Source organism: Streptomyces physcomitrii, from assembly GCF_012273655.1.
GTDB lineage: Bacteria > Actinomycetota > Actinomycetes > Streptomycetales > Streptomycetaceae > Streptomyces > Streptomyces physcomitrii.
This window is the reverse complement of sequence record NZ_JAAWWP010000004.1, coordinates 305,847-321,494: the sequence shown is the minus strand read 5'-3', so window position 1 is coordinate 321,494 and position 15,648 is coordinate 305,847. Positions and strand designations below refer to the sequence as shown.

Below are 15,648 nucleotides of genomic sequence, written 5' to 3'. Positions count from 1 at the left end.
GAAGTCCCGGGCTCTGAAGTCCCGGGCTCTGAAGTCCCGGGCTCTGAAGTCCGGGCTTCGAGGTCCGGGCCTCGGGCTCCGAGGTCCGTGCCCCAGCCCAGACTCTGAGGTCCCGCCCCCCCCGACCGCTCAGCCGCCCTCGGACCCGGTGGCCTTCGCGGGCGCCCCGGCCGTACGCGCGCCGGACCGCCGCGGCAGGATCCCGTACGCACGGGAGCGGAGGCCGCGCCAGTGGTCCGCGAGGGCGCGGCCGAGCCGGGCGTTGGAGCGGGGCAGCAGCAGGGCGCGCAGTCGGGCGCGTCTTCCGGCGGAGGCGCCGAGGGCCGTGCCCAGGCGGCGCGCGTCCTCGGTCAGGCCCGGCACCGGCTCGGGGCTCGGGGCGTAGAGGGTCTGCTCCACGGCGGCCGCGACCCTGCTCACGGCGCCGGCCGCCTCGCCCTCCAGGCGCATGCCGCGCACGATGCGTTCGGCCGCGCGCCGGGGGGTGAGCGAGGCGTCGGGCGGGATGCCGTAGTCCCAGGCGCTGTCCTGGACCTCATCCCAGACCCGCAGGGTGCCGGCGCCCGCGAGCACGGGGGAGGAGCGGGCCGGTCCGAGCCGCCTGGCTCTGGTGCGCCTGCGCCAGAGCATCGGGGTCAGCGGCAGCCCGAGGAGGAGCAGTCCGCCGAAGCTGAACAGCAGGATCTCGGGCAGGGCGCTCGGTCCCGAGCCGCCGCCGGAGCCGGTGGAGGTCTCCGGGGCCCCGGAGCAGGTGCCGGTCCTGCGCTGGTCCGGCGGGCAGCTCTCCGGTGCGGAGGGCGCGGCCGAGGGCTCCTCGGAGGCGGACGGGACGGGCTCCTCGTCCGGCTGCGGAGGGCTCCCGGGTGTCCGGCTCTGGGCGTACTCGGGGATCGAGCCCCGCGAGGGCGTCGGTTCGAAACGGGTCCAGCCCACGCCCTCGAAGTACAGCTCCGGCCAGGCGTGCGCGTCCCGCAGGCCGACCGACATGGCGCCGCCGGACTGCGGGGAGCCCGGGGTGAAGCCCACCGCGACCCGGGCCGGGATCCCGAGGGTGCGGGCCATCGCGGCCATCGAGAAGGAGAAGTGGACGCAGAAGCCCTCCTTGTCCTTCAGGAAGCGGGCGATGGCCTGGGTGCCGCTGCCCGCCTGGACCGAGGTGTCGTAGGTGAAGCCGCCGTCGACGGCGAACCAGTCCTGGAGCTTGACCGCGGCCTCGTAGTCGTTCGCGGCGCCCCGGGTGACCTGGCGGGCGGTGCGCGCCACGACCGGGGGCAGCGAGCCGGGCACCTCGGTGAACTCCTCCGCCAGACCGGGGGAGGGCGCCGGGGCCTGGGCGAGCTGATAGGGCGTCGGCTCCACGGCCAGGCTGGAGACGAGGTACTCCTTGCCGCGGGTGGTCTGCCCGCCGTCGCCGAGGACGGTGCGCCCCACCGGTTCGAAGCGCCAGTCGCCGTCGATACGGACGTTGGTGGCCGGGTAGGGCATCGGCAGCCAGCCCTGGGCGTAGGAACCGGAGGCGGTGACACGGGTGTTCAGCTCGGTGCTGCGCACTCCGGCGGCGAGGCCCACCGGGGCGGGCAGCGGCGAGGGCACGTCCGAGATGCGGCGGACCGCGGGCTTCCAGGACTTCCCGTCGAAGTCGTCGAGCGCGACGATGCGCAGATACAGGGGCTGCGACTGGGCGCCGTCGGTGCGATAGCTCAGCACCTCGCGGTCCTCGTCCTGGTTGAGGTTGTTCTGCAGCGAGACCACCGGGTTGACCGCCGAGATGGTGCCGCCGTTGCCCGGCCCCTCGCCCTTGCCGCGGGCCGGGTCCACCAGCCCGCCGTCCAGTCCGGGCAGGGCGAGCGGCACCACCAGGGCGACGCCGAGCGCCACCATGCCGATGCGGCGGCCGGTGCGTACCGGCGCGATCGCGGTGCTCTCGGCCGCCGCGGGGGAGCCGCCCGGTCCGCGGGGGCCGCCGCTGAAGACGCGGCCCCACTGGGCCAGCCGGTCGCGGCCCTCGGCGAGCAGCAGCAGGAGGTATCCGGCGGCGGCGAGGAGGAACCACAGCCAGCCCGCGCCCCCCTCGGACAGGCCCGCGGCCACCGAGTACAGGGCGAGCAGCGGGAGCCCGGCGGGCGCGGCGCTCCGGTAGGTGACGGCGAGGGTGTCGACCACCAGGCCGACCACGAGGACTCCGCCGACCAGCATCAGCCGGATGCCCTCGGTCAGCGGGGCCGGTATCGAGTACCGGCTGATGTCGTCCGAGCCGGCCTGGAGCAGGCCCCCGAGTTCGCCGAGGGCCGCCGGGGTGGGGATCACCCCGGCCACCGCCTGGGCACCGGCGAAGAAGAGCGTCAGGAGCATCAGGCTGACCAGGGCCTGGGCGGCGGTCGTCGCGGGCCTCGGCAGCGGGGCGCGGCGGGCGAGGGCACCCACCGTGGTCTGGATCAGGACGAGGGCCGCCGCCTGGAGGAGCCAGGTCGACCGCTCGACCAGCGGCAGCAGGGCGCAGGAGGCGAGCAGGGTGGCCGCCGCCGCGCACAGCGCCAGCCGGGTGCGTCCGCTCATGCCGCACCTCCCGGTGCCCCGGCCGCCGTACCGGCCGCGCCGCGCAGTTCGTCGGCCTGGCGCCACATCGCCGCCATCGGGGCGCCCGGTCGCACCGGCACCACCGTCCAGCCGGAGTGCCGCAGCAGCCGCAGCCGCTCCTCGTCCCAGGAGCGGCCCGCGGGGACCAGGTCCGGGTAGCCGGGTTCGTGTTCGTGGGCCCAGTCCGCGCTGTCCAGGACGAAGGCGACGGCCGCGCCGCTGCGCCGGCACATCCGGGCGATCACCGCGGCCTGCTCCTCGTCCACGTCTCCGAAGAAGGCCACCAGGAGGCCCTCCTTGCCCTCGCCCGCGCCGGGCCCGCCGCGCAGCTGGTCGTAGGCGAGCGAGAGGCCCGGGGACTCGGAGTGGTCGACCACCGCGAGGGTGTCCAGCATCAGCCCGGCGGCCTCGGCGCTGTCCTGGCCGGTCAGGGTGGCCTCGGCGCCCGAGCGCGGCACCGAGGCGCCGGTGTCGGTCAGCAGCCGTGCGGCGAAGCCGCGTTCGAGCAGGTGCAGCACGGTGGAGGCGGCCCCGGCGACCGCCCACTCGAAGGCCGAGCCGGGGCCCGCCCCGTAGAAGGCGGAGTCGCGGGTGTCGAGCAGGACGGTGCAGCGGGACTGCTGCGGCTGCTCCTCCCGGCGCACCATCAACTCGCCGTGCCGCGCGGTGGAACGCCAGTGCACCCGGCGTATGTCGTCGCCGTGCCGGTACCCGCGCGGGATGACGTCGTCCTCCCCGGAGAGGGCGGGCGCGCGCAGTCTGCCCTCTCCGTATCCCTTGGCCTCGCCGGTGAGGCGCACCGGGGGCAGCGCCTCCACCTGCGGGACGACGGTGAGGATGTCCTGGGTGGAGAAGGAGCGGGTCAGCTCGCACATGCCGAAGGGGTCGGTCAGGCGCAGCTGGAGCGGGCCGAGCGGATAGCGGCCGCGCAGATCGGACCGTACCCGGTAGGCGACTTCGCGCCGCCCGCCGGGCTCCATGCGGTCCAGGACGAACCGGGGCCGGGGGCCGAGCACGTAGGGCACCCGGTCCTGGAGCATCAGCAGGCCGGTGGGCAGCCGGGAGACGTTCTCCACCCGGAGGTGGACCCGCGCCTCGGAGGCCGCGGAGACCCGGGCGGGGGAGAGGCGGCGGCTGCCGGTCACCCGGTGGCGGGTGCGGAAGAGGACCAGCGCGCAGACCACCGGCAGGGAGGCGAGCAGCAGCCCGACCCGCAACAGGTCGCTCTGGCCCAGCACATAGGCGCACACCCCGGCCGCGAGGCCCGCGGCGAGGAAGGAGCGCCCCCGGGTGGTGAGCCCGGAGAAGGCGGCGCGCAGCCGCTGCTCCCCGGGCCCCGGTGCGCTCTCCTGGGCCACCGGGGCAGCCGGGGCGGACATCACGGCCTCCTGGCGCCGTGGGGCTGGTGGCGCGGCAGCGGCGGACGGCCGCCGGTGGGGAACCCGCCGCCCGGGACCGCGGTGGGCACCGGGACCCGGCCCAGGATCTCCTGCACCACCTGCTCGGCGCTGCGGCGGTTCAACTGGGCCTGGGCGGTGGGCAGCAGGCGGTGCGCGAGGACCGGCACCGCGAGGGCCTGGAGGTCGTCGGGGAGGGCGTACTCGCGCCCGGCGAGGGCGGCGGCGGCCCGGGCCGCGCGCACCAGGTGCAGGGTGGCGCGGGGCGAGGCGCCGAGGCGCAGGTCGGGGTGGCCCCGGGTGGCGGCGACCAGTTCGACCGCGTACCGCCGGACCTGTTCGGCGACGTGCACCGTGCGCACCGCCTCGATCAGCTTGGCCACCTCGTGGGCGTGCGCCACCGGCTGGAGGTCGTCGAGCGGGGAGGGCCCGCCGTGCACGTCGAGCATCTGCAGCTCGGCGTCCGCGCTCGGATAGCCCATGGAGACCCGGGCCATGAAGCGGTCGCGCTGGGCCTCCGGCAGGGGGTAGGTGCCCTCCATCTCCACCGGGTTCTGGGTGGCGACGACCATGAAGGGATCGGGGAGTTCGTAGCTCTGCCCGTCGATGGTGACCTGGCGCTCCTCCATCGACTCCAGGAGCGCCGACTGGGTCTTCGGCGAGGCGCGGTTGATCTCGTCGCCGATGACGATCTGGGCGAAGATCGCGCCCGGCTTGAACTCGAAGTCCCGGCGCTGCTGGTCCCAGACCGAGACCCCGGTGATGTCCGAGGGCAGCAGGTCCGGGGTGAACTGGATGCGCCGCACCGAGCAGTCCACCGAGCGGGCGAGCGCCTTGGCCAGCATCGTCTTGCCGACGCCCGGCACATCCTCGATGAGCAGGTGCCCCTCGGCGAGCAGCACCGTCAGCGAGAGCCGTACGACCTCCGGCTTGCCCTCGATCACGCCTTCCACCGACGCGCGGATGCGTTCCGCGGTCGCCGTCAGGTCAGTGAGGCTCGCTCGATCCTCATAGGTCGTCAACCGGCCCTCCTCGCTTTCCCCCGCCCGCGAAGGAGCGGGGAAACCATTTGCGGGCCGACGCCGCGTGACGCGAACCGGCCCCACCCCATACACGGACACCGAGGACGGGAAGTTCCCCGCGGTGCCACCCCAGCATTCTTGATGCCGTTACCGGTTCGTGTCACTCGCCTGTGGACAACTGGCGCCGATATGCCAGCTTTTGCTGCCGAACGCCGGTACGCGAACGCGTCCGGCCGGTCACCCTCGGTCGTTCGGCGCGGACGCCTTCGCCCGCTCTCCGGTCCGCTCAGGCCGGGTCGACCTCGCGCAGCAGACCGGTGTGCACGTCGAACACGAATCCGCGCACATCCTCGGTCGAGACCAGGAACGGCGAGGTGCGCACCCGCTGCATGGACTGGCGGACGTCCTGGTCGACGTCGCGGAAGGACTCCACCGCCCAGGACGGACGCTGGCCCACCTCCATCTCCAGCTCGTGCCGGAACTCCTCGGTGAGGCTCTCCAGACCGCAGTTGGTGTGGTGGATGAGGACCACACCGCGGGTGCCCAGCGCGCGTTGGCTGATGGTCAGGGAGCGGATCACGTCGTCGGTGACCACGCCGCCCGCGTTGCGGATGGTGTGGCAGTCGCCGAGCGAGAGGCCGAGCGCCTCGTGCAGGTCGAGGCGGGCGTCCATGCACGCCACGACGGCGACCTTGAGCACGGGCCGGGCGTCCATGCCGGGGTCGGTGAACTCGGTGGCGTAGCGGCGGTTGGACTCGACGAGGCGGTCCGTCACGGCGGAGCCGGGGGCCTGGGCGGGGGCATCCGCGGAGGACGCTGCGGATGCGGTGGACGCGGAAGGCGCATGAGTCGACATGGCGTCGAATCTATCCGGCCGCCCCCGGCCGGGCCCGTCGCGGGACGGGACAAAGAGCGCCATTGACCGCTCCTGTGAGCTAACCCACAGGTCCTGGCCCTGCTCACCCGCACGAGTGAGCAGGACACCGGCCGCGCCCCGCGCACCGGTCCGGGCGGCCCGCTCCGGACACAGCCCGCGCACAGCTCCCGCCACGCGCGGGCCAGTTGATTGACCGCAAGACAGTGTGGACTAAAGTGACGCGAAGCGGCAGGCGAGAGGGTTTCCTGCGGCTCGGACGCCCCCTGGAGGCCCCGTTGACCGGGGCTCATCCGCGTGCGCGGCACGTACACGTACGGCCCGGCCTCCACCCCTCCCGTCCGGCCGCCGCCGTTTCCCGGCGCGGGCGGTGCGTTCCCCCTCCGTACGGGGGCGCCCTCCGGCGAGCGGCCGGGGGAGGGCGGGACCGGGATGCGCGTGCGCCGCCCGGGAGCGCGGCAGAAGCAGAGGGCGAGGACGCCGAGCGGCCCCCGGGGCGCGGCGCCAGACGGGAGGGCCGATGCGCGAGGACGAGGTGCTCCCCGACGCCCCGGGCGAGGAGCGGGCACCGCAGGGGGAGCAGGCACGGCACGTACCCGTGATGCTCCGGCGCTGTCTGGACATGCTGGCCCCGGCCCTCGGCGGCACCCCCGGGGAGCCCCCCGTGGTGGTCGACTGCACGCTCGGGCTCGGCGGCCACAGCGAGGCGCTCCTGACTGCTTTCCCCGCGGCCCGCCTGGTCGCCCTGGACCGCGACAAGGAGGCGCTGCGCCTGTCCGCCGAGCGGCTCGCCCCCTTCGGCGAGCGGGCCACCCTGGTGCACGCGGTCTACGACGAACTCCCCGACGTACTCGACCGGCTCGGCCTGCGCGAGGTGCAGGGCGTCCTCTTCGACCTCGGCGTCTCCTCCATGCAACTCGACGAGGCGGACCGCGGTTTCGCCTACGCCCAGGACGCCCCGCTGGACATGCGCATGGACCAGAGCACCGGCATCAGCGCCGCCGAGGTCCTCAACACCTACCCGCCCGGTGAACTCGTGCGGATCCTGCGGGCGTACGGCGAGGAGAAGCAGGCCAAGCGGATCGTCTCGATGGTCGTACGGGAGCGGGAGAAGGAGCCCTTCGCGAACAGCGCCCGGCTGGTCTCCCTCATCCGCGACGCGCTGCCGCAGGCCGCCAAGCGCACCGGCGGCAACCCGGCCAAGCGCACTTTCCAGGCCCTGCGCATCGAGGTCAACGGCGAACTCTCGGTTCTGGAGCGGGCGATCCCGGCCGCGGTCGCCGCGCTCGCGGTCGGCGGGCGCGTCGCGGTGCTCTCCTACCACTCCCTGGAGGACCGGCTCGTCAAGCAGGTCTTCGCCGCGGGTGCCGCCAGTACCGCGCCCCCCGGGCTTCCGGTGGTGCCCGAGCGCTACCAGCCGCGGCTCAAGTTGCTGACCCGCGGTGCCGAACTCCCCACCGAGGAAGAGGTCGCCGCCAACCGGCGGGCGGCCCCGGCACGGCTGCGAGGTGCGCAGCGCATCCGCCCCGAGGAGGGCGGGGCGGCGTGAGCGCGCAGTCCGCACGGGACGACGGGAAGGCGAGGGCGGCGGCATGAGCAGGGCACCCGAACTCAGGGGCCGGGCGGCGCGTTTCGCCGGTCTCTTCCCCACCCGGCCGAGCGGCGCCGCGCGCACCCCTTTCGTGCTCCTCGTGGTCGTCCTCCTCGGCGGCGGCCTGATCGCCCTGCTGATGCTCAACTCCTCGCTCAACGCGGGCTCCTTCGAACTCAGCGAGCTGAGGAAGGACACCACCTCGCTCACCGAGGAGCGCCAGGAACTCGAACGGGACGTGGACGGCTACTCGGCCCCCGGCGCCCTCCAGCGCCGGGCCGGTGAACTCGGCATGGTGCCCGGCGGCGACCCGGTCTTCCTCACCCCGGACGGCGGCCTGCGCGGGGTGCCCGGCGCCGCCGAGAAGTCCGCGGCCCCGCCCGCACCCAAGCCCCAGACCGTGCCGAGCCCGCCCGCCCCGTCTCCCGCCGCCACCCCCGGCCGTACCGCGGCCCCGAACCGCACGGCCCCGGCCCCGAGCGGTACGGCCGCATCCGCCCCGGCCGCCACACCCCGCGGCCGCCCCGGAGCCGCGCCCTCCACCGCCCCCCAGCCCGCACCCTCGACCACCGGCAGGTGACGCCGTGACCGACAGGCAACCCCCGCGGCGCCGGGTACCGGGCCCGGCCCGGCCCGAGCGCTCCGGCGGCAGGCAGGGCGGACGCCCCCGCCCGCCGCGGCAGAGCTCCCGGCAGCCGCGCGGCGGCCGCCCGCCCGCCCGGCCGCGCACCATCCGGCTGGGCCGCCCCCGGCCCCGGCTGCGCATGGTCGGCCTCGGCCTGACCCTGGTCATGCTGGTCTTCGTGGTGCGGCTGCTCCAGGTGCAGGCGGTGGACGGCCCCGCCTACGCGGCCAAGGCCGAGAAGGACCGCTACCTCACGCACACGCTGGCCGCCGAGCGCGGCCGGATCACCGACCGCAACGGCGTCTCCCTCGCGCTCAGCGACGACGCGTACGACATCACCGCCGACCCCTCGATGTTCACGCCGGAGTTCACCGAGACCCAGGACGCCCCGGAGCAGGCCGCCGGATTCCTCGGGCCGATCCTCGGCCAGGAGACCGAGGAGCTCGCGAAGAAGCTGCGCACCAAGGGGCGCTACGTGGTCCTCGCCCGCCGCCAGGAGCCCTCGGTCTGGAAGCAGATCAAGGACCTGCGCTCCACCCTCACCGAGCGGGCCCAGCGGGACGGCACCGTCAACGTCCTCTCCGGCGTCTTCCAGGAGGCCAGCAGCAAGCGCGTCTACCCGGCCGGCGACCTCGGCGCGGGCATGCTCGGCTGGGTCAACGCCGAGGGCAAGGGCGGCGGCGGACTCGAACAGCAGCTGCAGAAGGAGCTCGCGGGCAAGAAGGGCAAGGTCACCTACGCCCAGTCCGGCGGCCGCCGGGTGCCCACCGCAGGCGGCACCGAGAAGCCGCCGGTGCCCGGCTCCGAGGTCGAGCTGACCATCGACCGGGACATCCAGTGGGCCGCGCAGGAGGCGATCAGCAAGCAGGTCGCCAAGTCCAAGGCGGACCGCGGCTACGTCATCGTCCAGGACACCCGGACCGGCGAGATCCTCGCGATGGCCAACGCCCCCGGCTTCGACCCCAACGACCTCTCCTCCGCGAAGGGCGGCTCGCTCGGCAACGCCGCCGTCCAGGACGCCTACGAGCCGGGCTCCACCGCCAAGGTCATGTCGATGGCGGCCGTACTGGAGGAGAAGGCGGCCACCCCCGGCACCCATGTCACGGTGCCCAACCGGCTGCACCGCGGCGACCGGCTCTTCCAGGACGACATCGACCACCCGACCTGGCACCTCACCCTCAACGGGGTGCTCGCCAAGTCCAGCAACATCGGCACCATCCTCGCCACCGGGCAGCTGGGCAAGACGCAGCCCAAGGCCAACGAGGTGCTCCACTCCTATCTGCGCAAATTCGGCATCGGCGTCCCGACCGGCCTCGACTTCCCGGGCGAGACCCCGGGCATCCTCGCCCGCCCCGGCGACTGGTCCACCTCGCAGCAGTACACGATCCCCTTCGGCCAGGGCTTCTCCATCAACGCGATGCAGGCGGCCTCGGTCTACTCGACCATCGCCAACGGCGGCACCCGGATCGAGCCCAGCCTGGTGCGCGGCAGCCGCGGCGCCGACGGCCGGTTCACCCCGGTCGCCAAGCCCGGCACGACCCGGGTGGTCAGCGAGAAGACCGCGGGCACCCTGGCGAAGATGCTGGAGTCGGTGGTCGACGACGAGGAGGGCACCGGCGTCAAGGCCCGTATCCCCGGCTACCGGGTCGCGGGCAAGACCGGCACCGCCAACCGCGTCGACCCCGAGACCGGCCGCTACCGCGGCTACACCTCCTCCTTCGCCGGATTCGCGCCCGCCGACAAGCCCCGGGTCACTGTCTACTGCGCCATCCAGAACGCCACCAAGGGCGGCTACTTCGGCGGCCAGATCTGCGGGCCGATCTACAAGAAGGTCATGGAATTCGCCCTCAAGACGCTCCAGGTACCGCCGACCGGCGCCGAGCCGGCCCGGCTGCCCGTAGCCTTCACACCCTGAAAGAACGACCGGGAATCGCCTGTGACGACGAACGACCTGCACCCTCGCGGCAGCCAGGAGACGATTGCTCCGCCGCGCCCATCACTTCGCTCCGGCGGGGGCGGGGCCGGTACGGTTACCGCCGTGCCACACGCCGACCAGTCCCCGAACACCGCCGGGACCGCCGAGAACACCGCCCCTGTGACCTACCCGGGGCCGCCTCGTCCGGACCGTACCGAGGCCACCGCGCTCAGCGCGCTCGCCGCCCAGCTGGGCATCGAGTCCCCCGCCGAGGCCGAGGTCACGGGCATCACCCACGACTCCCGCGCGGTGCGCCCCGGTGACATCTACGCCGCCCTGCCCGGGGCCCGCTACCACGGGGCGGACTTCGCCCCGCAGGCCGCGCAGCTGGGCGCCGCCGCCGTCCTCACCGACCCGGCGGGCGCCGAGCGGGCCGCCGCGACCGGGCTGCCGGTGCTCGTCGTCGACAGCCCCCGGGCCCGGATGGGCGAGCTGGCGGCGACGGTCTACGGCCACCCCGGCCGCGCCCTGCTCCAGCTCGGCATCACCGGCACCTCCGGCAAGACCACCACCGCCTACCTCGTGCAGGGCGGACTCGACGAGGCGGCCGGCGGCGTCCCCGGACTCATCGGCACCGTCGAGATGCGCATCGGCGAGGAGCGCATCAAGTCCGAGCGCACCACCCCCGAGGCCACCGACCTGCAGGCGCTCTTCGCGGTGATGCGCGAGCGCGGGGTCGAGGCGGTCGCCATGGAGGTCTCCAGCCACGCCCTGGTCCTCGGCCGGGTGGACGCCTGCGTCTTCGACGTCGCGGTGTTCACCAACCTCAGCCCGGAGCACATGGAGTTCCACTCCGGCATGGAGGACTACTTCCAGGCCAAGGCGCAGCTGTTCACCCCGCTGCGCAGCAGGCAGGGCGTGGTCAACTTCGACGACGAGTACGGCAGGCGCCTGGTCAAGGAGGCCTCGCTGCCGATCACCACGTACTCGGCGGAGGGCCACCCGGACGCCGACTGGCACGCCGAGGACGTCGAAGTCGGGCCGCTGGGCTCGACGTTCACCGTGGTCGGCCCGAAGGGCGAGCGCATCGCGGCGCGCGCCCCGCTGCCGGGTCCCTTCAACGTCTCCAACACCCTCGCCGCGATCGTCACGCTCGCGGTCGCCGGGCTCGACCCGCAGCGCGCCGCCGTCGGAGTGGGCGCGGTGCCGGGTGTCCCCGGCCGCCTGGAGCGCGTGGACGCGGGCCAGGACTACCTCGCGGTCGTCGACTACGCGCACAAGACGGACGCGGTCGAGTCGGTGCTGCGCGCCCTGCGCAAGGTGACCGAGGGCCGGATCCACATCGTGCTCGGCTGCGGCGGCGACCGCGACAAGACCAAGCGCGGGCCGATGGGCGCGGCGGCCGCGCGGCTCGCCGACACCGCGATCCTCACCGCGGACAACCCGCGCTCGGAGGACCCGCTCGCCATCCTCGCCACCATGATCGCGGGCGCCGCCGAGGTGCCCACCCACGAGCGGGGCGACGTCGCCGTCTTCGAGGACCGGGCCGCCGCCATCGCGGCCGCCGTCGCCCGCGCGGAGCCCGGGGACACCGTCCTGGTCGCGGGCAAGGGACACGAGCAGGGCCAGGACATCGCCGGGGTGATCCGCCCCTTCGACGACCGCCAGGTGCTCCGCGAAGCCATCGACAAGACCCAGGGATGAACTCTTGATCGCCCTCTCCCTCGCCGAGATCGCCACAGCCGTCGGCGGGCAGATCCACGACATACCGGATCCGGCCGTCGAAGTGACCGGACCGGTGGTGAAGGACTCCCGTGAGGTGGAGCCCGGTTCGCTCTTCGCCGCCTTCGCGGGCGCCCGCAGCGACGGACACGACTACGCCGCCGAGGTGGTCGCCAAGGGGGCCGTGGCGGTCCTCGCCGCCCGCCCCGTCGGCGTGCCCGCGATCGTGGTCGAGGACGTGCAGAGCGCCCTCGGCGCCCTCGCGCGCGCCGTCGTCCAGCGGCTCGGCGCCACCCTGGTCGCGGTCACCGGCTCCGCGGGCAAGACCAGCACCAAGGACCTGATCGCCCAGGTGCTCACCCGCAAGGCGCCCACCGTGTGGACGCCGGGCTCCTTCAACAACGAGATCGGCCTGCCGCTCACCGCGCTCAGCGCCACGGAGGGGACGCGCTATCTCGTACTGGAGATGGGAGCGCGCGGAATCGGCCATATCCGCTACCTCACCGGGCTCACCCCGCCGCGGATCGGTGTCGTCCTGAACGTCGGCAGCGCCCACATCGGGGAGTTCGGCGGCCGGGAGCAGATCGCCGAGGCCAAGGGCGAACTCGTCGAGTCGCTGCCCGCCGAGGGCGCCGCGATCCTCAACGCCGACGATCCGCTGGTCCGCGCGATGGCCTCCCGCACCAAGGCGCGGGTGCTGCTCTTCGGGGAGGCGGGCGAAGCCGACGTACGAGCCGAAAACGTGCGGCTGACCGCCGACGGGCGGCCGTCCTTCGCCCTCCACACACCCTCCGGGTGCAGCGAGGTGACCTTGCGCCTGTACGGTGAGCACCACGTGTCGAACGCGCTCGCCGCGGCCGCCGTCGCCCATGAACTGGGCATGTCCGCGGAAGAGATCGCCCTCGCCCTGTGTGCGGCGGGCTCCCTCTCTCGCTGGCGTATGGAGGTCACCGAGCGCCCGGACGGCGTGACCGTGGTCAACGACGCCTACAACGCGAACCCCGAGTCCATGCGAGCGGCGCTGCGCGCGCTCGCGGCGATGGGCGAGGCCTCACGGGCCGAGGGGGGCCGTACGTGGGCGGTGCTCGGGCAGATGGCCGAGCTCGGGGACGAGGCTCTCGCCGAACACGACGCGGTCGGGCGGCTCGCCGTCCGGCTGAACGTGGGCAAGCTCGTGGCTGTCGGGGGCAGGGAAGCCGCCTGGCTGCGGATGGGCGCATACAACGAGGGTTCGTGGGGTGAGGAGTCGGTGCACGTGTCCGACGCACAGGCGGCGATCGATCTACTGCGCAGCGAGCTGCGGCCGGGGGACGTCGTACTCGTGAAGGCATCCAGGTCGGTCGGCCTGGAGCGGGTGGCCGAGGGGCTGCTCGAAGGCTTCGCCGCGTCTTCCGAGGGGCAGGTCGCCGGCCGATGAGGCAGATCCTCTTCGCGGGTGTGATCGGGCTCTTCCTGACCCTGGTCGGCACCCCGCTGCTGATCAAGTTCCTGGCCCGCAAGGGATACGGGCAGTTCATCCGGGACGACGGCCCGCGCGAGCACCACAGCAAGCGCGGCACCCCGACCATGGGTGGTATCGCCTTCATCCTGGCGACCCTGATCGCCTACGCGCTCGCGAAGGTGATCACCGGCGAGGACCCGACCTTCTCCGGTGTCCTGGTGCTCTTCCTGATGGCGGGCATGGGCCTGGTCGGCTTCCTCGACGACTACATCAAGATCGTCAAGCAGCGCTCGCTCGGCCTGCGGGCCAAGGCGAAGATGGCCGGTCAGCTGATGGTCGGCATCGCCTTCGCGGTGCTGTCCCTGCAGTTCGCCGACAGCCAGAACAACACCCCCGCCTCCACGAAGCTCTCCTTCGTCACGGACTTCGGCTGGTCCATCGGCCCGGTCATCTTCGTGGTCTGGGCGCTGTTCATGATCCTCGCGATGTCGAACGGGGTGAACCTCACCGACGGCCTCGACGGACTCGCCACCGGCGCCTCGGTGATGGTCTTCGGCGCCTACACCTTCATCGGGATCTGGCAGTACCAGGAGTCCTGCGTCAACGCCGCGACCCTGACCAACCCGGCCGCCTGCTTCGAGGTCCGCGACCCGCTGGACCTCGCGGTGGTCGCCTCCGCCCTGATGGGCGCCTGCTTCGGCTTCCTGTGGTGGAACACCTCGCCCGCGAAGATCTTCATGGGCGACACCGGCTCGCTCGCCCTCGGCGGCGCCCTCGCCGGCCTCGCGATCTGCTCCCGTACGGAGCTCCTGCTCGCGCTCCTCGGCGGCCTGTTCGTCCTCATCACCATGTCCGTGGTGATCCAGGTCGGCTCCTTCCGGATGACCGGCAAGCGCGTCTTCCGGATGGCGCCGCTCCAGCACCACTTCGAACTCAAGGGCTGGTCCGAGGTCCTGGTCGTGGTCCGCTTCTGGATCATCCAGGGCATGTGCGTGATCGTCGGCCTCGGCCTCTTCTACGCAGGGTGGGCAGCCGAGAAGTGACCTTCGAGGGACAGCACATCACCGTCGCCGGTCTCGGGGTGAGCGGCATCAGCGCCGCCCGCGCCCTGGCCGGCTTCGGCGCGAAGGTGACCGTGGTGGACGGCGGCGACAGCGAGACCCACCGGGCGCGCGCCGCCGAACTGCGGGCCGAGGGCGTCGCCGTACGCCTCGCCGACGCCGAGACCCTGCCCGAGGGCACCTCGCTGGTGGTGACCTCGCCGGGCTGGAAACCGTCCAGCCCGCTCTTCGCGGCGGCGGCCGAGGCGGGCGTGGACGTGGTCGGCGACGTGGAGATCGCCTGGCGGCTGCGCGGCCCCGGCGCCCCGCCCTGGCTCGCGGTCACCGGCACCAACGGCAAGACCACCACGACCCGGATGCTCGCCTCGATCCTGGAGGCGGCGGGGCTGCGCACGGCCGCGGTCGGCAATATCGGCACCCCGATCATCGACGTGGTCCTCGACGCGGAGCGGCACGGCACCCTCGACGTGCTCGCCGTCGAACTCTCCAGCTACCAGCTGCACTGGGCACCGAGCCTCGCCGTCCACTCCGGCGCCGTCCTCAACCTCGCCCCCGACCATCTCGACTGGCACGGCTCGATGGAGGCGTACGCGGCCGACAAGGGCCGGGTCTACGAGGGCAATCAGGTCGCCTGCGTGTACAACGCCGCCGACAAGGCCACCGAGGACCTGGTCCGGGAGGCGGAGGTGGCCGAGGGCTGCCGCGCCGTCGGCTTCACCCTCGGCGCCCCGGCTCCCTCCCAACTCGGCGTGGTGGACGGCCTGCTGGTCGACCGCGCCTTCGTCGAGAACCGCCAGGAGCGGGCCCAGGAGCTGGCCGAGGTCACCGACGTCCGGCCGAGCGTCCCGCACAACATCGCCAACGCCCTCGCCGCGGCGGCCCTCGCCCGCGCCTTCGGCGTCGAACCCGCCGCCGTACGCGAGGGGCTGCGGGCCTTCCGCCCCGACGCCCACCGCATCGAGCACGTCGCGGAGGTGGACGGGGTCGCCTACGTCGACGACTCCAAGGCCACCAACACCCATGCCGCCGAGGCCTCCCTCGGCTCGTATCCGCACGTGGTGTGGATCGCGGGCGGTCTCGCCAAGGGCGCCACCTTCGACGAGCTGGTCAAGGGCGCGGCCGGGCGGCTGCGCGGGGTGGTCCTGATCGGCGCCGACCGCGCGCTGATCCGCGAAGCACTGGCGCGACACGCGCCCGACGTCCCGGTGACCGACCTCGAACGGACCGACACTGGTGCGATGTCGGCGGCGGTCCGGGAGGCGGCACGCCTCGCGCGGCCGGGCGATACGGTGCTGATGGCACCGGCCTGTGCCTCGATGGACATGTTCACCAACTACAACAAGCGCGGTGAGGCGTTCGCGGCGGCGGTCCGCGAACTGCCCGCCGCCAGCGCCTGACCGGGCCGCCCTGGCCCGGCGGTGCC

Annotated in this window: 11 protein-coding genes; 7 read left to right on the top strand and 4 right to left on the bottom strand. The window is 73.7% G+C overall.

Going from position 1 to position 15,648, the window contains the following annotated elements:
• Positions 1-129: 129 nt before the first annotated feature.
• From HFV08_RS09210 to HFV08_RS09195, 4 genes are all read right to left on the bottom strand, one after another.
• Positions 130-2,556, bottom strand: coding sequence for a transglutaminase TgpA family protein (locus HFV08_RS09210; protein ID WP_168537694.1), 2,427 nt, complete (start codon positions 2,554-2,556; stop codon positions 130-132).
• Positions 2,553-3,956 (bottom strand): DUF58 domain-containing protein, encoded by a 1,404-nt coding sequence (locus tag HFV08_RS09205; RefSeq protein ID WP_168537692.1) that lies wholly within the window; start codon positions 3,954-3,956, stop codon positions 2,553-2,555. Before HFV08_RS09205 ends, HFV08_RS09210 begins: the two co-directional genes overlap by 4 nt.
• Positions 3,956-4,996 carry an AAA family ATPase gene (locus HFV08_RS09200; RefSeq protein ID WP_168537690.1) on the bottom strand — a complete coding sequence of 347 codons (1,041 nt, stop codon included), beginning with the start codon at positions 4,994-4,996 and terminating at the stop codon, positions 3,956-3,958. Before HFV08_RS09200 ends, HFV08_RS09205 begins: the two co-directional genes overlap by 1 nt.
• 286 nt (positions 4,997-5,282) lie before the next feature.
• Positions 5,283-5,852 carry a beta-class carbonic anhydrase gene (locus tag HFV08_RS09195; RefSeq protein WP_210430037.1) on the bottom strand — a complete coding sequence of 190 codons (570 nt, stop codon included), beginning with the start codon at positions 5,850-5,852 and terminating at the stop codon, positions 5,283-5,285.
• Between the two features lie 538 nt (positions 5,853-6,390).
• Between HFV08_RS09195 and rsmH the strand changes: the two genes are divergently transcribed.
• The 7 genes from rsmH to murD all read left to right on the top strand — a co-directional run bounded on the left by rsmH (position 6,391) and on the right by murD (position 15,622).
• Positions 6,391-7,419 (top strand): 16S rRNA (cytosine(1402)-N(4))-methyltransferase RsmH, encoded by a 1,029-nt coding sequence (rsmH, locus tag HFV08_RS09190; protein WP_168537688.1) that lies wholly within the window; start codon positions 6,391-6,393, stop codon positions 7,417-7,419.
• A gap of 43 nt (positions 7,420-7,462) precedes the next feature.
• Positions 7,463-8,041, top strand: a complete 579-nt coding sequence (gene ftsL, locus HFV08_RS09185) for a cell division protein FtsL (protein ID WP_168537686.1) — start codon at positions 7,463-7,465, stop codon at positions 8,039-8,041.
• Positions 8,042-8,045: 4 nt separating this feature from the next.
• Positions 8,046-10,001, top strand: coding sequence for a peptidoglycan D,D-transpeptidase FtsI family protein (locus HFV08_RS09180; protein ID WP_168537684.1), 1,956 nt, complete (start codon positions 8,046-8,048; stop codon positions 9,999-10,001).
• Positions 10,002-10,064: 63 nt separating this feature from the next.
• The gene (locus tag HFV08_RS09175; RefSeq protein WP_312885497.1) at positions 10,065-11,705 is read left to right on the top strand and encodes a UDP-N-acetylmuramoyl-L-alanyl-D-glutamate--2,6-diaminopimelate ligase; all 1,641 of its coding nucleotides are present in this window, start codon (positions 10,065-10,067) and stop codon (positions 11,703-11,705) included.
• Between the two features lie 4 nt (positions 11,706-11,709).
• Complete coding sequence (locus HFV08_RS09170) at positions 11,710-13,140, top strand: UDP-N-acetylmuramoyl-tripeptide--D-alanyl-D-alanine ligase (RefSeq protein ID WP_168537682.1); 1,431 nt, start codon at positions 11,710-11,712, stop codon at positions 13,138-13,140.
• Positions 13,137-14,207 carry a phospho-N-acetylmuramoyl-pentapeptide-transferase gene (gene mraY, locus HFV08_RS09165; protein WP_040254386.1) on the top strand — a complete coding sequence of 357 codons (1,071 nt, stop codon included), beginning with the start codon at positions 13,137-13,139 and terminating at the stop codon, positions 14,205-14,207. Before HFV08_RS09170 ends, mraY begins: the two co-directional genes overlap by 4 nt.
• On the top strand, positions 14,204-15,622 hold the full coding sequence (gene murD, locus HFV08_RS09160; protein ID WP_312885480.1) for a UDP-N-acetylmuramoyl-L-alanine--D-glutamate ligase: 1,419 nt from the start codon (positions 14,204-14,206) through the stop codon (positions 15,620-15,622). Before mraY ends, murD begins: the two co-directional genes overlap by 4 nt.
• Positions 15,623-15,648: the final 26 nt, after the last annotated feature.